This is a genomic window from Trinickia fusca, from assembly GCF_003628145.1.
In the GTDB taxonomy this organism is placed as follows: domain Bacteria; phylum Pseudomonadota; class Gammaproteobacteria; order Burkholderiales; family Burkholderiaceae; genus Trinickia; species Trinickia fusca.
Genome location: NZ_RBZV01000016.1, coordinates 1230 through 20198, shown reverse-complemented (window position 1 = coordinate 20198; position 18969 = coordinate 1230). Strand labels below are relative to the sequence as shown.

Genomic DNA, 18969 nt, shown 5'->3' with positions numbered 1-18969 from the left:
GGGACACCCAAGCCCAAAGGCGGTTGCCATGTCGAAGGCGCTTCTTCGCGATGAAGAAGGCGCAACGATGGTCGAGTACGGACTGATGGTCGCACTCATTGCGATCGTTTGTATCGGCGCCGTCACGACGATCGGCACGACGTTGAATGCCGTGTTCAGCGACATTGCGGCCCTGCTGTGACCGGATGGTGTGGAAGCGTTCGCTTCCTCGTCAATCCGTCGTCGACTGCTTTGGCCCTTAGGGCATCGCGTTACACGATGCCCGGTTCATTTCGATGTGGAGGCTGTGATGCGTGCATGGTTCGTGATTGTCCGGAGGTTGCTGCAAGAGGATCGAGGTGCCACCGCGATCGAGTACGCGTTGATGGCTTCGCTCATCGCCATCGCAGCCTTGTCCGGGGTCGGACTGTTCGGCAACGCGGTGTACGCCCTCTATCAAACCATCATTAACGAATTGGCCGCAGCGCTCCCTTGAACTCAATGACCAAACCGAGGCTCATGATGTCGCTTCTCTCTTTACCTCCGCAACCGATCCCGCTCTGCGTGATCGGACTGGTAGTTGTCGCGGCAAGCACGGACATCGTATGCCGCCGCATCCCGAACCTGCTCATCTGGGTCGGCTTGGTTGCATCGCTTCTCGTTCAAGCATGGGCGCGTGGTCCGCTGCTGGGCAGCGGCGACTGGTTCGCGGGTGGTATGGCTGGATTTGCGCTGCTGGTACCGATATACGTGCTCGAAGGCATGGGAGGCGGCGACGTCAAGCTGCTGCTGATGATCGGCTCATGGGTCGGGCCGCTCATGATTCTTTATATCGCCCTGGTGACCTTCGTCATCGGCGGCGCCTGGTCGATCGCCTTTTCCGCATGCCGCGGCCGCCTGGGTCAGATGCTCACGAACATCGTGCACCTCGCCTACGGCGGGTGGCGCGCCGGAACCCGGGAAGGATCCGGCACGGGCGCGCGGATCAAATCGGTCGGATCGCTTCCGTATGGCGTGGCGATCGCGGCGGGAACCGTAGGTGTCCTTATTTTTTCGGCAGCGGCATGACGCGCGCGAAAACAGGGAGACAAACCATGAACGAACAGAATACCGAACACGGCGGCTCCGCACAGATCACGCGCCTGCACCGCGGACGTCCCGCGGATCAGACAAGTGCGTGGTTACGTGCGCCCCGCTCTCTCGCGGAAACAGGTTTGCCGCCCGTGTTCGTCGGCCGCCTCGCGCTCAAGTCCACGCTGCTGAACGGCAAGTCGCACTTCTCCGAACTCTCGGAGCGGCACAAGCTGCCGATTGCCGTGCTCGAAGACGTCCTGGCATTTCTCGTGCGCGAGCGCCTGGCCGAGATTACCCATCGGGGGGCCACCGACATCGATGTTCATTTCAGGCTCACCGAAGCGGGCCGAACCATGGCCGTCGATGAAATCTCGCGCTGCAGCTACTGCGGACCGGCGCCCGTGTCCTATGAGAGCTATATCGAGACCGTGCGCGAGCATTCGGTGCGGCGCCAGCGCATCACTCAAGCCGACGTGCGCACGGCCTTTCGCGACGTGCGCATCGAACGGGCCTTGCTCGACTCGGCAGCGGCCTCGCTGAATGCCGGCCGGCCGCTGATGCTCTACGGCCCGGCCGGCAGCGGCAAGACGTTCCTCGCCGAGCGGCTCGGGTTGCTGCTGCAAGGCGACGTACCGATTCCGTATGCCCTCTACGTGGGCGGTGAGATCGTGCAGATGTACGACCCTCTGCTGCACCACGACGCCCCTGCCGCGGATGGCGCGGCGGTGGGCGACAAGCGGTGGCGCCTGTGCCGTCGGCCCATGGTGCTCTCGGGCGGGGAGCTCACGCTCGAAGGTCTCGACTTGCGCTATGACAGCGCGTCCGGGTTCTATCAGGCACCGCCTCATATGAAGGCGAACATGGGTCTCTATATCGTCGACGATCTGGGACGCCAGCGAATCGCTGCGCAAGATCTGCTCAATCGCTGGATCATGCCGCTCGATCGGGGCATCGACTTATTCACGCTGCAGTCCGGCGCCCGCTTCACCGCGCCGTTCGACGTGTGGCCGGTGTTCTCGACCAACCTCGATCCGGCCGCGATCGGCGACGACGCGTTTCTGCGCCGCCTCGGCTCGAAGCTGCATATGGGTCCGCTCTCGCTCGAGAGCTACCAGTTCGTATTCGAAGCGTGCTGCGCCACGCTCGGACTGGCGACGACGCAAGCCGCATTCGACTACCTGCTGCACGAGCTGCACATGCCGACCGGCAAGCCGTTTCTCGCCTGCTATCCGCGTGACCTGTTGAGCCTGATCAGCGCGTCCGTCGACTACCGGGGGACAGCCCGCGAAGTGACAGGAGACGGCTTGCGCGAAGCCTGGAACAGCTACTTCGCTACCACCTCGACGGAGAGCAACAGCCGCTACCCGCCAACCGACACACGTCCCGACAAAAAGTACGCCGCGAGCTGAAATGCCCGCACCCATGATCCACCAGGAGTCTTGTCATGAAAAACAGTCGCGCTCTCATCATGCTGGTGATGGCCATGCTAGCCGGCCTGGCCGCCGTCGTCTTCGCATCCCGATGGCTGATGAATACCTCGTCGCACTCTACCACCACGGTTGCAGTCGTGACGGAGGACGTCAATCTGGGCCAGCCCCTCAACACGAACATGGTTCGTACCGTCAGCTGGCCGACGGCCAGCGTCCCTCCAGGCGCCTTCACCGATGCGAAGGCGCTTGACGGACGCGTCGTGCGCACGACCCTCAGTCGCGGCGAACCGGTGCTCGAATCGAAGCTCGCGCCGCTCGGCACGAAAGGCGGCTTGTCCGCGGTCATCAACCCTGGCGATCGGGCGATCACGGTCCGCGTCAATGACGTGATCGGCGTGGCGGGCTTCGCCTTGCCGGGCAACTACGTCGACGTCATCGTGAACACGCAGGAGCCCCAAGCCAAGAACGACCAGCAGCAGAGCATTTCGAAGATCGTGCTCGAAAAGATCCTCGTGCTCGCCGTAGCCCAGCAGGTCAGCCGCGACGATACGCAACCGAAGGTAGTCAACGCGGTCACGCTCGAAGTCACGCCCGACCAAGCCGAAAAACTCGATCTCGCGCGCAGCGTCGGCACGCTGTCGCTGGTGCTGCGCAATCAGGTCGACAAGGACACGCTCGATACGAACGGCGCAACGAAGTTCACGCTGCTCGGCACGCCCGCTGCTCCGGCCTCGGCACCTGTTGCGGCGAAACCGGTGACGCGCGTTGTCCGCTATGCCGCTCGCCCCGCCGCTCCCGTGAAGCGCGACTGCGTTGGCGTGCTGTCGGGCGTGATGGGAAGCGTCGAATGTTTCTAGCAGGCACCGAAATCAAGCGCGCGATGAGACCAACGCGCGCGAATCAATGAAAGCAAAACACGACATGTCATGAAGTTCTGAAGTTGACAACCGGGGGCAACACGAAATGGAAACGAAACTGAAGTGCGTAATGGACCGGGCTCCACGGCGCCGCATATTGAGCGCCGCAGTATTGGCCGCTCTGCTCGGAGCGGGCCTGGCGACTCCACAGGCTGCGCAGGCGCAGGTAGCGGCCGAGAGCGGCCCGCTCATGGCGAAGGGTGGTAGGCCCATGCCGATGAAGATCAGCATGGCGGCCGTGCCTGCCGGCGCAACGGCCGCGGCAGCTGCGGCGGCCGCCGCGCCGCTGCGTGGCCCGAATTGCACCGGCGCCATCAGCGAAGAATCCAGCGTCACCTTGGCGGTCGGCAAGTCGACGCTCGTGCCGCTCGCCGAACCGGTGCGCAATCGCACGCTCGGCAATCCGACGATCGTCCAGGGCACGCTCGTGTCGCCCCGGACGCTCTACCTCGTCGGCATGAACGTCGGGACGACCAACATGATCGTCCAGGGACAAAGCGGTGCTTGCCAGATCATCGACGTGATGGTCAACGTCGACGCCGTCGGGCTGCAGAAAACGCTCGCTCAGCTGTTGCCTGAAGAGCACGGCATTCGCGTGTCGACTGCAGCGGGCAACCTGGTGCTCGGTGGGCACGTGTCGAGCGCGCCCGTCGCCGTGCAAGCCATGGAGATCGCGAAAGCCTACGCAGGCGCGCAGCCCACGCAGCAATCGCAATCGGCCTCCTCCAGCTCCGGCAACGGCTCGACGAGCATGAGCCAGCAGACGACGAGCTCCAACAAGGACCCCGAAGTCATCAACATGATGAACCTCGATTCGCCTCAGCAAGTCATGCTCGAGGTGAAGGTCGCCGAGGTCTCGAAGACGTTGATCGATCAGCTCGGCTCGTCGCTGAATCTTCAAGGCGGCTTCGGTTCGTGGCAGGGTGCCCTCGTCAGCAATCTGCTCACGGGCGCTTCGACGCTCCTTTCCGGCAGCAAGGCCAACAAGCTGCCGCTCCAGATGTCGATCGACGCCCAGAAGACGGACAACCTCACCAAGATCCTCGCGGAGCCGAACCTCGTCGCCGTGAGCGGTCAGGAAGCCTCGTTCCTCGCCGGCGGCAAAGTGTTCATCCCCGTGCCGCAAAGCAATTCCAACGGCGGCACGACGATCGTGCTTCAAGAGGAGGAGTTCGGCGTCGGGCTCAAATTCACGCCGACCGTACTCGCCAACGGCCATATCAACCTGAGAGTCGCGCCGGAAGTGTCGGAGCTGTCGCCGACCGGCGTCACTGTCAGCGCCCTCGGTACGAGCAGCACGGCCATTCTGCCGCTCATCACGACGCGCCGCGCATCGACGACGGTCCAGATGAATGACGGTGAGTCGTTTGCCATCGGCGGACTGATCGGCAACAACATCACGGGGGCGCTCAAGGCACTGCCTGGACTCGGCGAACTGCCGGTCATCGGTGCGCTCATGCGGAGCACGTCGTTCCAGCAGGATCGGACAGAGCTCGTGTTCGTCATCACGCCGCACTTGGTCAAGCCGCTGACGAACCCGAACTATCCGTTGCCGACCGACAGCTTCACGCAGCCGAAAGACATCGATGTCTATGCCACCGGCGACATGGAAGGACGAAATGCCTCGCACGTGAAGACGGCCGCTCCTGCTGTAAGCCCGCAAAGCAAAGCGCCGACACAGCCGACTACGCCTTCGAACACGCAACCGAGTGCCGCGTTGCCGGCACCGGTGCCGCGCGCACCGGAGGCTCCGGCCGATTCGGCACTGGTGCCGCGTGACAAGCCTGCAACCGAGCCGGCACCTGCTTCGACGCATTCGGCTTCCTCCGAGGCTACGGCACCGCAAACGACAAAGGCGGTGGAAAGCGCGCCATCGGCGGCTATACCGGCACCGGTGCTGACGCCCGTAGCAGCGAGCTCGGCTTTGCCGGAAACCACGATGACGCCAACCAACGTGGTGGAAAGCGTGCCGGCAGCAGCCACACCTGCGCCCGCTGCTACGAGTTCGGCTGCGCCGGAAACCACGGCGCCGCAAACGACCAACGTCGTGGAAAGCGTGCCGTCCGCGAGCACACCCGCACCCGCGCCTGCGGCTGAATCTGCGCCCGCTGCGACGAGTTCGGCTTCGCCAGACACCATTACGCAGCCGACCCATGCAGAGGAAAGCGCGCCGTCGGCGAGCACACCGGCGCCAGCAGCAGCCGCGCCTTCAGATGACGCTGCACCCGTGCCTGCCCCCGCTACCGCGGACGAAACGCAAGCCATGCCCACCGAACATCTCGATGAGGCGAACGCCCAAAGCGCCGAACCAGCAGCGCCACAGCCTGCCACGGTATCGAGCGTATCGGACGAACCGGCCAAGCAATGAAGTGATACCCAGGGGAACATCATGAAACTCGATCTCATTGTCTTCGCGCGCCGGGCCCTCGCCATCGTGCCGGCCTGCGCACTGCTCGGCGGCTGCATGTCCAGCTCGCCCATCTGGGACGCGCATTTCGGCGAGGCCGTCACCGCCATCCGTCAGGCGCAAGTCATCGACGCCAACGCGGGCGTGAACAAGCCCTCGGCGGACGGCATCGACGGCAAGACCGCCGTGTCCACGATGGCGGCGTACGACAAGTCGTACACGACGCCCGCACCGCCTTCGTATCCGTTCGTAATCGGCATCGGCAGCGGTACGTCCGCCGCTCAATGACGTCATCAATAGGCACGGGAGATCATCATGCGTCGCGAATCCCCAAGAAGCATGCGCGGCAGTCCTCGCCGAACCGAGGGCGGTGCCGTGGCGGTCCTCGTCGCGCTCGCGCTCGCGACGCTGATCGCATTCGTCGGGCTCGCGCTCGATCTCGGCAAGATGTATGTCGTGAAGAGCGAACTGCAAAACAGCGCGGATTCGTGCGCGCTTGCAGCCGCTCGCGATCTGACCGGCGCCACGATCAATCTGTCCGTGTCGGAGGCGGCCGGCATCACCGCCGGCCACCTCAACTATGCGTTCTTCCAGAGCAATCCGGTTCAGCTCGCGGTCAACACCAACGTGCTCTTCACCTCTTCGCTGAGCTCGCCGTTTCAGCCGAAGAACGTGGTCGCCTCGCCTTCGACCATCCAATACGTGCAATGCACGACGTCGCTTACGAACATCCAGAACTGGTTCATCCAGCTCCTCGATTTCATACCCGGCGTCAACGTTGCCAATGCAGCGGTATCGGCCGCCGCAGTCGCCACGATCGGCCCCGCGCAAACGACATGCGCCATCCCGGTGTTCGTCTGCCAGGCCGGCACGCAAGTCAGTCCACCGATAGCCGGCCAGTCCTACTCGGTAGGCCAGTGGATCTCATCCAAGACCGGATCGCCGCCGAGCTACGGGGCCGGCAATTTCGGCTGGTCCGCCCTTGACGGCAGCAACAGCGCGGTATCGGTCAGAAACGAGCTGACAGGCAACTACTGCAGCTTGCCGGCTACGGGTTCGAGCATCGGCTCGCCGGGCAACAAGCTCACGGATTCAGGCGCCTGGAACACGCGTTTCGGCATCTATGCCAATCCGTACTCGCAATCGGGCGCTACCCCCGATTTCACCGGATATGCCTATACGCCTACGAGTTGGGCGGCGCAAAGCAACGCGTATTCCGATTTCGTCAGCAAGCGGACGACGTTCACCGCGTATCAGGGCGACACAGGTTCAGGCGTCAGCACAAGCGGATCGGATTCGGGCACGAACTACACGGCCGGCGCCGATCGACGGCTCGCGCTGGCGCCGGAAGTCGATTGCGGGCAACTCTTGGCCGGCCATAAGGCAAACATCCTCTGGTGGGACTGCGTGCTCATGCTCGATCCGATGGCCAAGGGCGGCAATGCCGGCCCAGTCCATCTGGAGTACGAAGGAAAGTCGACCGACGCGAGCGTGCCGTGCGCGACGCATGGCGTTCCCGGCGACAGCAGTGCGGTCGGTCCGCTGGTTCCGGTATTGGTGCAATGAACGAGGCCATCATGAAAACACGCCCTTGCACGCTCAAACGCATGCGCGGCGCAGCCGCCGTGGAGTTCGCCATCGTGTTGATCCCGCTCCTGGTGCTCGTGACCGGTGTCGCCGAGTTCGGCCATGCGATCGCTCAATACGAGGCGCTCACCAAGTCGACGCGCGACGCGGCTCGGTATCTGTCGACGTACCTTCCGTCCGACCCTTCCTACCCGCTCGCTCAAGCGCAGTGTCTCGCGACGTACGGCAATACGGCTTGCACGGGCAGCGCGCTCGTCACCGGTCTCAAGACGTCGATGGTGGTGGTCTGCGACGCCGTGAACACGACGAATTGCCAGGACTCCACCGACCCGGCCGCGTTCAGCAACGTCCCGACTTACGACACGAACAACGCCGCGTCTGGAGGTGCCCAGTCGGGCAGCATCAACCTCGTCGAAGTGAAGATCAAAGGCTACCCGTATTCGCCGATCGAGCCGTTCCTCAATCTGCCGATCACCTTCGACGACATCTTCACCGTGATGAGGCAAGTGTCATGAACGCGCACGCACACCCTCTCCCATCGCGTGGGCGTAAGCAACGCGGTGCTGCCATGGTGGAGTTCGCCGTCGTCGCCGCAGTGTTCTGTACCTTGCTGATCGGCATCTGCGAGTTCGGCCGCGTGCTGTTCTACTGGAATACCGCAAGCGAAGCCACGCGCCTTGGCGCGCGCACCGCCTCGGTCTGCGATGCCGATGCCTCGTTCATCAAGACCAAGATGACTGCACTGCTGCCCCTGCTCGCCACCTCGAACGTGAGTTTGAGCTACTTGCCGTCCGGCTGTGACTCGGACCCATCGACGGCGCGCAGCACCTGCACGTTCGTTACGGTCAGTATCACCGGTGTCACCGTGCAAACAATGATTCCGTTCGTCCCACTCACGCTCACGATGCCCCCGCTCGCGACCACGCTGCCGCGCGAGAGCCTCACGACGTCCACCGGTGGCACGGTCTGTCAATAAACTTTCAATAGCGACGCAGGCAAGATCATGATCGATATTCTCTGCATTTCGAAAGACACCGCCCGGCTTGGCCAGGTCGCACATCTGGTTACCGAATGCGGCAATTGCCGCACCACGCGAGCCGCAGACAGCCTTTCGCAGCTGGTGGAACGGGCAGACAGCCTCGGTGCGTTCGATGTTCTCATCGTCGACGCGCTGTCGCTCGAGGACGCCGAGCTGCAGGCCGTGTCCGAGCTGTGCCATCGGCACAGTCGCCTCACGTGCATTCTGGTCACGCCCGATGCGTCACCGGAAACGCTGATCGCCGCGATGCGAGCGGGCTTTCGCGACGTGCTCGGCTGGCCGCTCGATCAGCGCGCGCTAGCCGACGCACTCGTTCGCGCCGACGCCAAGCGTGTTCAGAACGGCGCGCCCGTCACGCGGGTCTTGTCGTTCATGTCGTGCAAGGGCGGTGCCGGCACCAGCTTCATCGCGTGCAACGTCGCGCATGCGCTCTCGACGGTTCGGCAAAATCGCGTGCTGTTGATCGACCTCAATCAGCTCTACGGCGATGCGGCGTTTCTCGTCACCAACGAAACGCCCTCTTCCACGCTGCCACGCATTTGCGAGCAGATCGATCGCATGGACTCGGCCTTCTTCGAAGCGAGCGTCACGCATGTCAGCGAGACGCTGCATGTGCTGGCCGGCGCAGGCGACCCTGTCAAAGCCGCCGACATCAAGCAGGAACGGCTCGAATGGATCCTCGGCGTCGCGATCCCCCGCTATGACTTCGTGATCTTCGACCTCGGGCAGTCCCTCAATCAGCTCTCGATGCTGGCTCTCGATCGCAGCGACGAAATCTACCTGGTGCTGCAGGCCAGCATGCCCCATGTTCGCGCCGGGCGGCGCCTGCAAGAGATCCTCGCGTCGCTTGGCTACCCCGCCGAACGCATCAGGTTCTTGCTGAACCGTTACACCCGTCACGCCGAACGTGCACGAGACGCGCTCGAGGAGGTTTTGGACATGCAGCCTTATCAGGTGCTGCCGGATGACCCCGACATCGTGGCCGATGCGTTGAACGAAGGTGTGCCCCTCGTCACGCTGAGCCGCAGCTGCGGCGTGTCGCGCTGTGTGCGGGAGCTCGCTGAGAAGATCGCGGGCCGCGCGCCGGCGCCCATGCGCGGCCGCATGCGTAGCGAAGCGCCGCGATCCAGGTTCTTCAGCCGCAGCGCAGCGCCCAAGCTCAAGACCATGTGAGAAACGGCAGCTTTGTATCGGATCGGGGTAGGCGCGCTTCGTGGGGCAGGCGTAAGTGATAAAGCGCTGACTCTTGCCGACAGCTGAAGCGCTAACCCCAGGAAAACCTCAGCCTGGGACAGGAGACCATGATGTCTTTGCGTGAACAAATATCGAATCAGTTCGTGCCATCGTTCGGCGAGCGCAATAGTGCGGCAGCCTCGCCGAACGGCATGGCGCACGACGTGTATCAGCAACTCAAGCGCTCGGTTCATCTGTCGGTGCTCGAGCGTGTCGAACTGGAACGCCTGTCACGGCTGCCGGTCGATCAAGTCCGCCAGGAGATCGCTGCGCTCATCGGCCGCATTCTCGAAGAAGAGCGGGCCCCCGCCAGCGATGCCGAACGCAAGCAGCTCATCGTCGACGTGTACGACGAAATGTTCGGCTTCGGGCCGCTCGAGGTGCTGCTGCGCGATCCGACCGTATCGGACATCCTCGTCAACACGTTCAAGCAGACCTACGTCGAACGCAAAGGCCGGCTCGAGTTGACCGACGTGACGTTCTACGACGACGCGCACTTGATGAAAGTGATCGAAAAGATCGTGTCGCGCATGGGGCGGCGCATCGACGAATCGAATCCGATGGTCGATGCGCGCTTGCCGGACGGCTCACGGGTCAATGCGATCATTCCGCCTTCGGCGATCGATGGGCCGCTCGTCTCGATCCGGCGCTTCGCCGTCACTCCCCTGCAGGTCTCCGACCTGCTCCAACTGCAAACCCTTACGCCGCCGATGGCGGAATTACTCGATGCCTTGGCGCGGGCCAAAGTCAACATCCTCATATCGGGCGGTACCGGCAGCGGCAAAACCACGCTGCTGAACATCCTGTCCGGGTTCATCCCGAGCGACGAGCGCATCGTGACGATCGAAGACGCCGCGGAACTGCAGTTGCGGCAGCCTCATGTGCTGAGGCTCGAGACGCGCCCGCCGAACATCGAAGGCCGCGGCGAGATCACGCAGCGCACGCTCGTGCGCAACTCGCTGCGCATGCGTCCCGATCGCATCATCCTCGGCGAAGTGCGCGGCGCGGAAGCGCTCGACATGCTTGCCGCAATGAATACCGGCCATGAAGGCTCGCTCGCGACAATCCACGCGAACACGCCGCGTGACGCGCTCACCCGCCTCGAGAACATGATCAGCCTGGCCGGCATGGGGCTGCCGCCGAAGACGATGCGTCAGCAGATCGCATCCGCGATCTCGGTCGTCATTCAGGCGTCGCGGTTGACCGACGGCCGGCGCAAGATCGTCAGTATCCAGGAGCTGACCGGCATGGAAGGCGAGGTCGTCAACATGCAGGAAATCTTCACTTTCAAGCGAACCGGCGTCGACCAGTCGGGTGCCGTGCGCGGCTACTTCTGCGCGACCGGCGTGCGGCCGAAATTCGTCGAACGCTTGCAGGCATTCGGCATCAACTTGCCGGATGCCATCTACGATCCTGCACGACGCTTCGAAACCACCTGAGCCGATAGGTAACCAGAATGGACCCGATCTACTACGCGTTTATCGTCTTGGTGTTCGTCGCCGTCGTGCTCGCGCTCGAAGGCCTGTATCTGTGGTGGAACAGCAAGCATGGGGCCGCCGCCAAGCGCATCGAGTCGCGCATTCGCGCGCTGTCCGCAGGCGGACAGGTGCAGAAGGAGCGGCTGACGATCCTCAAGGATCGCATGCTGAAGGAATCGAGCCAGTTCGAGAAACTGATCATGCAGTTGCCGCGCGTGAAGACGCTCGACCTGCTGATTCAGCAATCAGGACTGAACTGGACCGTCTCGCGGCTGTGCCTCATGAGCTTGACGATACCGCTCGTCCTGCTTGCAGTGGCCACGTTCCTGCCGATACCGATGGCATTTGCCGCACTGGCCGCGCTCGCCTCCGGTGCCCTGCCGTTCCTTTATGTCTCTCGCCATCGCACCAAGCGGCTGCGCAAGCTCGAACGGCAGCTGCCCGAAGTCGCCGACACGATCAGCCGCGCGCTGCGCGCAGGCCACTCGTTCCCGAGCGCGATCGGCATGGTCAGCACCGAGTTCGCCGAACCGATGCGCGGCGAATTCCGCATCACGTTCGACGAAATCAACTATGGCGTGCCGCTCAACGAAGCCTTGATGAACCTTGCGACACGCGTGCCGATTCGCGATTTGCGCTACTTCGTGATCGCCGTGCTGATTCAGCGCGAAACGGGCGGCAACCTCGCGGAAGTGCTCGACAGCATTGCATTCCTGCTGCGCGAACGGTTCAAGCTGTTCGACAAGGTTCGCGTGCTGTCCGCGGAAGGCAAGTTGTCAGCGTGGGTGCTTGGCCTGCTCCCTTTCATCACGGCAGGTGCCATGATGGTATTGAACCGGTCGTTCCTCGAAGTGCTTTGGACGGACCCCGCCGGCCTGAACGTGCTGTACGCCATGGCCGTGATGATGGTAAGCGGCGTCCTTTGGATGCGAAAAATCATCAGGATTCGCGTGTAGTCCTGCGCGCCAGAGAAGCACGCTACGGTTCAAGATAGGGAGAAGATGTCATGCAATCATCCAATGCCATGAACGTTTTGCTGCTCGTCGGCCTGTTCGCCTTCGTGTTCGCGGGCGCGCTCGGTGCCATGCTGCTCTTCGTGCCGCGCGACATCCGGCAACGCATCGAGCAGGCGGGCGGGGCTCGTGCCACGCCATCGGCCGGCTCTGTTGGCACCGGCATCGGTACCGGCACAGAGTGGCTCGAAAAAATCGCGAACATTTCGCAACCCATTGCGAAGCTGTCGATCCCCAAGGACAACTGGGAAACCTCGGCACTGCGCATCCGCCTCATGAATGCGGGTTGGCGATCCTCGGGCGCCTCGGCGGTCTATTTCGCGGCTAAAACGGTGCTTGCGCTGGCCTTCCCGCTCGTTGCGCTCGTGGGTCTGCTAGGCACGTCGATCACCGCCAAGCCATTCGGGTTCTGCGCGATCCTGATCGGGCTCGGCGGATTCGGCTACTACTTGCCGACCTTCGTGCTGAACCGCCGCGTGGATCGCCGCAAGCGCACGATCTTCGAGGACTTTCCAGACGCGCTCGATTTGCTGACCGTTTGCATCGAGGCCGGCCTGAGTCTCGACGCGGGACTCATGAAGGTGGCCGAGGAAATCAAGATCCGCAGCACGGTGGTGTCCAGCGAACTCGAATTGATGCTGCTCGAGCTCCGCTCAGGGTTCACCAAGGAGAAAGCGTTGCGCAATCTGTCGCTGCGCACGGGTGTCGAAGATATCGACTCGTTCTGCACCATGCTGATTCAAGCCGAACGATTCGGTACGAGCATCGGCGATTCGCTGCGCGTGCTTTCCGACACATTGCGCACACGCCGTCGCATGCGCGCCGAAGAGCAGGCTGCGAAGATCGCCTTGAAACTGCTCCTACCGCTCGCGTTTTGCATCTTCCCCGCCCTGCTCACGGTGTTGCTCGGACCCGCGTTCATTCACGTCTACCGGATCCTCTTGCCGACCATGACCGGTTCGGCCTTATAACCCTCACGACGGCGACGTTGCGTTCGCGGATGCCATAACGGCGCGTCCGCAACGCGTGCGGTGCCCCTGTCCGTACGCCCCCGCGCGTGCGGACCCTTCGATGGGCTCGGTCACCCCGCGCCCATCTTTTTCGTTTACGTGCGAAGGGCATTCACTGCGGTTGTCGGGCCAGTTCCTTATCATGCTCAACAACTTGCTCGTCATGGTCGAGTCGATGATTCCGCATCAATGCTAGCGGCTGCCCTCGCAGCAATCTCAATTCAGCAACACTCTCGACTAGCTCCCGCCCACCACAATTACCCGTCAAAGGTTGATATCAGCCTGAGCACGCCGATCAGCCATGGAAAACACGAGAGACGGTAACGCCAAACTACCGTCTCAAGAATGACACAGTCGCGCCATCCTCTTGGCGCCTACCCGCGCAAAGCCCCCTATTCACCAGCACGAGCGGGCCGAGTGCTTGAATGGCCCGCTATTTGCATAGACAGTCGCGTGGTCATACAAAAGCACGCCAACGGCGGCCGTGGTGTAAGGAGCGCGCGATTCGCGTCGCTGCAAACACCGCATCAAGAGCGACATACAAATTACTCGTACGGGGGCATCACCATATGGACGAGTGCAGATAGCCGAAGACGGTGATCTGGTCGTGCAGTGGGAATACTCGCATCTTCTTTTGGTGAAGAAGCTACAGGGATACCACCTGGTATTCCGATGTTCTGATGTACAGACGAGATAATTATTCGCACTACGAAATATATCTGAAATCGCTTTCGGCGAACTGACGGAAAAAACCGGGGGAAGTCGTGAACAAAGTCTATAAGTGCATTTTTAGCCGTAGGCTGAATCAGATTGTCGTTGTCGCGGAAGGTGTGGCGGGACAGGGCAAGTCGGGCGGGAGAACCCGGGCGGTGCGGCGAACGCACGCAGTGGCTGCGGCGCTGGCGGCCACCACCTATATGCTCTCGCCGAATTGGGCATTGGCATCGAGCGGCGATCATACTTGCGGCGGGACTAACTCTGTTTGCGGCGTCAGTTCCGGGTACACCGCGAGCACGGGAAATAACGATACGTTCTACGGTGGCGGGAGCGGCACAAGCGCCACGGGCGACAACAATACGGATAACGGAGCCAACGCGGGCCAAAACGCCACCGGCAGCAGCAACACGGCAATCGGATCGAGCGCCGGGCAGTACGTGAACGGAAGCGGGAATGTGGCGGTGGGCGCATCTGCGGGATCGGGAACAAGCGCGAGTCCGTTGAACATCACGAACACCACGGCCATTGGTTCCAGTGCGATAGCCACGGGATCAAACTCCGTTGCACTGGGTGCCGGGAGCACGGACGGGGGTGCTGCCAACGTGGTGAGCGTGGGCAGCAGTACGCAGCAGCGCAAGATCATCAATGTGTCGAACGGGAACGTGACATCGGGGTCCACCGATGCGGTCAATGGTGGTCAGTTGTATTCGGTGAGCACGAGCCTCAGCACAAGCCTCAGTACGACGAACAGCAACGTCGGTTCGCTCTCCACGGGCTTGTCAACGACCAATAGCAACGTGACGAGTCTCTCGACCTCGACCTCGACCGGGATCAATGCGGCGCAAAGTGGCGTGAACTCTTTGAGCACGGGACTCAACGCCACGAACAACAACGTCAGCTCGCTCTCCACTGGACTGAGTACCACCAATAGCAATGTGACGAGCCTGTCGACCTCCGCCTCGACGGGTCTCAGCACCGCGGTTAGCAGCGTCAGCTCGCTCTCCACCGGTTTGAGTACCACCAACAGCAATGTCACGAGCCTGTCGACCTCCGCCTCGACCGGGATCAACGCGGCGCAAAGTGGCGTGAACTCATTGAGCACCGGCCTCAGCACGACCAACGGCAACGTCAGCTCGATCTCCACTGGACTGAGTACCGCCAATAGCAACGTCACGAGCCTCTCGACCTCCGCCTCGACCGGGATCAGCACCGCCGTGAGCGGCGTCAGCTCGCTCTCCACCGGTTTGAGTACCACCAACAGCAATGTCACGAGCCTGTCGACCTCCGCCTCGACTGGAATCAGCGCGGCGCAAAGTGGCGTGAACTCATTGAGCACCGGCCTCAGCACGACCAACGGCAACGTCAGCTCGCTCTCCACTGGCTTGAGCACCACAAATGCCAACGTGACAACCCTCTCGACCTCAGCCTCGACGGGGATCAGCACGGCGCAAAGCGGTGTGAACTCGTTGAGCACAGGGCTCAGCACCACGAACGGCAAGGTCGGTTCGCTTTCCACAGGCCTCAGCACCACTAACAGCAATCTCGGTGCGCTGGCGACGCAGGAATCAACAGACGTGAGCTCTCTCTCCACTGGACTGAGCACCGCCAACAGCAACGTCACGAGCCTGTCGACCTCAGCCTCGACCGGCCTGAGCACCGCAGTGAGCGGCGTGAGTTCGCTCTCCACCGGCTTGAGCACCACGAACAGCAACGTGACGACCCTGTCGACCTCCGCCTCGACCGGCCTCAGCACGGCAGTGAGCGGCGTCAGCTCGCTCTCCACTGGACTGAGCACCACCAACAGCAATGTCACGAGCCTGTCGACCTCGACCTCGACCGGCCTGAGCACCGCAGTAAGCGGCGTGAGTTCGCTCTCGACAGGCCTGATCGCGACCAATAGCAGCGTCACGAGCCTGTCGATCTCCGCCTCGACTGGAATCAGCACGGCGGTGAGCGGCGTCAGTTCGCTTTCCACCGGCCTGAGCACCACCAACAGCAACGTCACGAGCCTGTCGACCTCCGCCTCGACCGGCCTCAGCACCGCAGTGAGCGGTGTGAGCTCACTCTCCACCGGCTTGAGTACCACCAACAGCACTCTCGGTGCGCTGGCAACACAGGAGTCGACGGACGTCGGTTCGCTCTCGACGGGCCTGAGCACGACCAACAGCGGCGTCACGAGCCTCTCGACCTCGGCCTCGACTGGAATCAGCACAGCGGTGAGCGGCGTCAGCTCGCTTTCCACCGGCTTGAGTACCACCAACAGCACTCTCGGGGCACTGGCGACGCAGGAGTCGACGGACGTCGGTTCGCTCTCCACGGGCTTAAGCACGACCAACAGCAATGTCACGAGCCTGTCGACTTCCACCTCGACTGGCCTGAGCACCGCAGTGAGCGGCGTGAGTTCGCTTTCCACCGGCTTGAGCACCACCAACAGTAATCTCGGTGCGCTGGCGACGCAGGAATCGACGGACGTCGGCTCACTGTCGACGGGCCTGAGCACGACCAACAGCAATGTCACGAGCCTGTCGACCTCCGCCTCGACGGGCCTCGCCACCGCCGTGAGCGGTGTCAGCTCCCTCTCCACCGGCTTGAGCACCACCAACAGCAATCTCGGTACGTTGGCGACGCAGGAGTCGACGGATGTCGGTTCACTGTCGACGGGCTTGAGCACAACCAACAGCAACGTCACGAGCCTGTCGACCTCAGCCTCGACGGGCCTCAGTACCGCGGTGAGCGGTGTCAGCTCACTCTCCACCGGGCTGAGCACTACCAACAGCAATCTTGGTGCGCTGGCGACGCAGGAGTCGACGGACGTCGGTTCGCTCTCGACGGGCCTGAGCACGACCAATAGCAACGTCACGAGCCTCTCGACTTCCGCCTCGACTGGAATCAGCGCGGCGCAAAGTGGTGTGAGCTCATTGAGCACCGGCCTCGGCACGACGAACAGCAACGTCAGTTCACTCTCCACCGGCTTAAGCACCACCAACAGCACTCTCGGTGCGTTGGCGACACAAGAATCGACAGACGTCGGTTCGCTCTCGACGGGCCTGAGCACGACCAACAGCAGCGTCACAAGCCTGTCGACCTCCGCCTCGACCGGCCTTGCCACCGCAGTGAGCGGTGTCAGCTCGCTCTCCACCGGCCTGAGCACCACCAACAGCAATCTCGGTGCGCTGGCGACTCAGGAATCGACGAACGTCGGTTCACTGTCGACGGGACTGAGCACGACCAACAGCAACGTCACAAGACTCTCGACCTCAGCCTCCACCGGCCTCAGTACCGCAGTTAGCGGTGTCAGCTCGCTCTCCACCGGCTTGAGTACCACCAACAGCAATCTCGGTACGCTCGCGACGCAGGAGTCGACGGATGTCGGTTCACTGTCGACGGGGCTGAGCACGACCAACAGCAACGTCACGAGCCTGTCGACCTCCGCCTCGACGGGCCTCAGTACCGCGGTGAGCGGTGTCAGCTCACTCTCCACCGGCTTGAGTACCACCAACAGCACTCTCGGTGCGCTGGCGACGCAGGAATCGACGGACGTCGGTTCGCTCTCGACTGGCCTGAGCGCGACCAACAGCAACGTCACGAGCCTCTCGACCTCCACCTCGACCGGCCTCAGTACCGCCGTAAGCGGCGTTAGCTCACTCTCCACCGGCTTGAGCACCACCAATAGCAATCTCGGTGCACTGGCAACACAGGAATCGACGGACGTCGGCTCGCTCTCGACGGGACTGAGCACGACCAACAGCAACGTCACGAGCCTCTCGACCTCCACCTCGACCGGCCTCAGTACCGCCGTAAGCGGCGTTAGCTCACTCTCCACCGGCTTGAGCACCACCAATAGCAATCTCGGTGCACTGGCAACACAGGAATCGACGGACGTCGGTTCACTCTCCACGGGACTGAGCACGACCAACAGCAGCGTCACAAGCCTCTCGACCTCGGCTTCGACTGGCCTCAGCACGCTCTCCACCGGCTTGAGCACCACCAACAGCAATCTCGGTGCGCTGGCAACACAGGAGTCGACGGATGTCGGTTCACTCTCGACGGGGCTGAGCACGACCAACAGCAGCGTCACAAGCCTCTCGACCTCCGCCTCGACCGGCCTCAGTACCGCAGTGAGCGGTGTCAGCTCACTCTCCACAGGCTTAAGCACCACCAATAGCAATCTCGGTGCACTAGCAACACAGGAATCGACAGACGTCGGTTCGCTCTCGACGGGCCTGAGCACGACCAATAGCAACGCCACGAGCCTCTCGACCTCGGCTTCGACTGGCCTCAGCACGCTCTCCACCGGCTTGAGCACCACCAACAGCAATCTCGGTGCGCTGGCGACTCAGGAGTCGACGGATGTCGGTTCACTCTCGACGGGGCTGAGCACGACCAACAGCAGCGTCACAAGCCTCTCGACCTCCGCCTCGACCGGCCTCAGCACCACCGTAAGCGGCGTGAGTTCGCTTTCCACCGGCCTGAGCACCACCAACAGCAATCTTGGTGCGTTGGCGACGCAGGAATCGACGGACGTCGGTTCACTGTCGACAGGCCTGAGCACGACCAACAGCAGCGTCACAAGCCTGTCGACCTCTGCCTCGACTGGAATCAGCGCAGCACAAAGTGGCGTGAGCTCATTGAGCACCGGCCTCAGCACGACGAACAGCAACGTCAGTTCACTCTCCACCGGATTAAGCTCCACCAACAGCAATCTCGGTGCGCTGGCGACGCAGGAATCGACTGACGTCGGTTCACTCTCGACGGGACTGAGCACCACCAATAGCAACGTCACGAGCATCTCGACCTCGGCTTCGACTGGTCTGAGCACGGCCATGAGCGGCGTGAGTTCACTTTCCACCGGCCTGAGCACCACTAACAGCAATCTCGGTGCGTTGACGACGCAGGAGTCGACGGACGTCGGTTCGCTCTCCACGGGCCTGAGCACGACCAACAGCAACATCACGAGCCTCTCGACCTCAGCCTCGGCTGGCCTTAGCTCGCTCTCCACCGGCTTGAGTACCACCAACAGCAATCTCGGTGCGCTGGCAACACAGGAATCGACGGACGTCGGTTCACTCTCCACGGGCCTGAGCG

At 62.5% G+C, this 18969-nt stretch carries 16 protein-coding genes and 1 pseudogene; 16 read left to right on the top strand and 1 reads right to left on the bottom strand.

Features of this window, described 5'->3' with window-relative positions; genetic code table 11:
• Nucleotides 1-28 precede the first annotated feature (28 nt).
• The 15 genes and pseudogenes from D7S89_RS24310 to D7S89_RS28195 all read left to right on the top strand — a co-directional run.
• Entirely contained in the window at nucleotides 29-181 is a 153-nt protein-coding gene (locus tag D7S89_RS24310) for a Flp family type IVb pilin (protein WP_121281433.1), read from the top strand.
• A 108-nt stretch (nucleotides 182-289) separates the two neighbouring features.
• Complete coding sequence (locus D7S89_RS24305) at nucleotides 290-475, top strand: Flp family type IVb pilin (protein ID WP_121281432.1); 186 nt, start codon at nucleotides 290-292, stop codon at nucleotides 473-475.
• A gap of 26 nt (nucleotides 476-501) precedes the next feature.
• Complete coding sequence (locus D7S89_RS24300; RefSeq protein ID WP_121281511.1) at nucleotides 502-1047, top strand: A24 family peptidase; 546 nt, start codon at nucleotides 502-504, stop codon at nucleotides 1045-1047.
• Between the two features lie 26 nt (nucleotides 1048-1073).
• Nucleotides 1074-2462, top strand: coding sequence for a P-loop NTPase family protein (locus tag D7S89_RS24295; protein ID WP_121281510.1), 1389 nt, complete (start codon nucleotides 1074-1076; stop codon nucleotides 2460-2462).
• 35 nt (nucleotides 2463-2497) lie between these two features.
• The gene (cpaB, locus tag D7S89_RS24290) at nucleotides 2498-3340 is read left to right on the top strand and encodes a Flp pilus assembly protein CpaB (RefSeq protein WP_121281431.1); all 843 of its coding nucleotides are present in this window, start codon (nucleotides 2498-2500) and stop codon (nucleotides 3338-3340) included.
• Between the two features lie 106 nt (nucleotides 3341-3446).
• Nucleotides 3447-5768, top strand: coding sequence for a type II and III secretion system protein family protein (locus tag D7S89_RS24285; RefSeq protein ID WP_121281430.1), 2322 nt, complete (start codon nucleotides 3447-3449; stop codon nucleotides 5766-5768).
• A gap of 21 nt (nucleotides 5769-5789) precedes the next feature.
• Complete coding sequence (locus tag D7S89_RS24280) at nucleotides 5790-6095, top strand: hypothetical protein (RefSeq protein WP_121281429.1); 306 nt, start codon at nucleotides 5790-5792, stop codon at nucleotides 6093-6095.
• Between the two features lie 27 nt (nucleotides 6096-6122).
• On the top strand, nucleotides 6123-7373 hold the full coding sequence (locus D7S89_RS24275) for a TadE/TadG family type IV pilus assembly protein (protein ID WP_121281428.1): 1251 nt from the start codon (nucleotides 6123-6125) through the stop codon (nucleotides 7371-7373).
• A 41-nt stretch (nucleotides 7374-7414) separates the two neighbouring features.
• The gene (locus tag D7S89_RS24270; protein ID WP_121281509.1) at nucleotides 7415-7909 is read left to right on the top strand and encodes a TadE/TadG family type IV pilus assembly protein; all 495 of its coding nucleotides are present in this window, start codon (nucleotides 7415-7417) and stop codon (nucleotides 7907-7909) included.
• Nucleotides 7906-8370, top strand: coding sequence for a TadE/TadG family type IV pilus assembly protein (locus D7S89_RS24265; protein ID WP_121281427.1), 465 nt, complete (start codon nucleotides 7906-7908; stop codon nucleotides 8368-8370). The genes D7S89_RS24270 and D7S89_RS24265 overlap by 4 nt, the downstream gene beginning before the upstream one ends.
• Nucleotides 8371-8397: 27 nt before the next feature.
• Complete coding sequence (locus D7S89_RS24260) at nucleotides 8398-9606, top strand: CpaE/TadZ family protein (RefSeq protein ID WP_121281426.1); 1209 nt, start codon at nucleotides 8398-8400, stop codon at nucleotides 9604-9606.
• 131 nt (nucleotides 9607-9737) lie between these two features.
• The gene (locus D7S89_RS24255; RefSeq protein ID WP_121281508.1) at nucleotides 9738-11105 is read left to right on the top strand and encodes a TadA family conjugal transfer-associated ATPase; all 1368 of its coding nucleotides are present in this window, start codon (nucleotides 9738-9740) and stop codon (nucleotides 11103-11105) included.
• A 17-nt stretch (nucleotides 11106-11122) separates the two neighbouring features.
• Nucleotides 11123-12100 carry a type II secretion system F family protein gene (locus D7S89_RS24250; RefSeq protein ID WP_121281425.1) on the top strand — a complete coding sequence of 326 codons (978 nt, stop codon included), beginning with the start codon at nucleotides 11123-11125 and terminating at the stop codon, nucleotides 12098-12100.
• Nucleotides 12101-12150: 50 nt separating this feature from the next.
• The gene (locus D7S89_RS24245) at nucleotides 12151-13128 is read left to right on the top strand and encodes a type II secretion system F family protein (protein ID WP_121281424.1); all 978 of its coding nucleotides are present in this window, start codon (nucleotides 12151-12153) and stop codon (nucleotides 13126-13128) included.
• An 803-nt stretch (nucleotides 13129-13931) separates the two neighbouring features.
• Nucleotides 13932-14060 (top strand): annotated as a pseudogene (locus D7S89_RS28195) (ESPR-type extended signal peptide-containing protein); the annotation flags it as partial.
• A gap of 140 nt (nucleotides 14061-14200) precedes the next feature.
• Here the strand turns inward: D7S89_RS28195 and D7S89_RS28030 are convergent.
• Entirely contained in the window at nucleotides 14201-14431 is a 231-nt protein-coding gene (locus D7S89_RS28030) for a hypothetical protein (protein ID WP_245983236.1), read from the bottom strand.
• Between D7S89_RS28030 and D7S89_RS28345 the strand changes: the two genes are divergently transcribed.
• On the top strand, nucleotides 14346-18969 hold a 4624-nt coding region (locus tag D7S89_RS28345), incomplete at its 3' end, for a beta strand repeat-containing protein (RefSeq protein ID WP_425470906.1). The genes D7S89_RS28030 and D7S89_RS28345 overlap by 86 nt on opposite strands.

Bases quoted from the DNA above. Each gene is read 5' to 3' on its own strand.
- D7S89_RS24310 (WP_121281433.1), top strand. From the start codon at position 29: ATGTCGAAGGCGCTTCTTCGCGATGAAGAAGGCGCAACGATGGTCGAG.
- D7S89_RS24305 (WP_121281432.1), top strand. From the start codon at position 290: ATGCGTGCATGGTTCGTGATTGTCCGGAGGTTGCTGCAAGAGGATCGA.
- D7S89_RS24300 (WP_121281511.1), top strand. From the start codon at position 502: ATGTCGCTTCTCTCTTTACCTCCGCAACCGATCCCGCTCTGCGTGATC.
- D7S89_RS24295 (WP_121281510.1), top strand. From the start codon at position 1,074: ATGAACGAACAGAATACCGAACACGGCGGCTCCGCACAGATCACGCGC.
- cpaB (WP_121281431.1), top strand. From the start codon at position 2,498: ATGAAAAACAGTCGCGCTCTCATCATGCTGGTGATGGCCATGCTAGCC.
- D7S89_RS24285 (WP_121281430.1), top strand. From the start codon at position 3,447: ATGGAAACGAAACTGAAGTGCGTAATGGACCGGGCTCCACGGCGCCGC.
- D7S89_RS24280 (WP_121281429.1), top strand. From the start codon at position 5,790: ATGAAACTCGATCTCATTGTCTTCGCGCGCCGGGCCCTCGCCATCGTG.
- D7S89_RS24275 (WP_121281428.1), top strand. From the start codon at position 6,123: ATGCGTCGCGAATCCCCAAGAAGCATGCGCGGCAGTCCTCGCCGAACC.
- D7S89_RS24270 (WP_121281509.1), top strand. From the start codon at position 7,415: ATGCGCGGCGCAGCCGCCGTGGAGTTCGCCATCGTGTTGATCCCGCTC.
- D7S89_RS24265 (WP_121281427.1), top strand. From the start codon at position 7,906: ATGAACGCGCACGCACACCCTCTCCCATCGCGTGGGCGTAAGCAACGC.
- D7S89_RS24260 (WP_121281426.1), top strand. From the start codon at position 8,398: ATGATCGATATTCTCTGCATTTCGAAAGACACCGCCCGGCTTGGCCAG.
- D7S89_RS24255 (WP_121281508.1), top strand. From the start codon at position 9,738: ATGTCTTTGCGTGAACAAATATCGAATCAGTTCGTGCCATCGTTCGGC.
- D7S89_RS24250 (WP_121281425.1), top strand. From the start codon at position 11,123: ATGGACCCGATCTACTACGCGTTTATCGTCTTGGTGTTCGTCGCCGTC.
- D7S89_RS24245 (WP_121281424.1), top strand. From the start codon at position 12,151: ATGCAATCATCCAATGCCATGAACGTTTTGCTGCTCGTCGGCCTGTTC.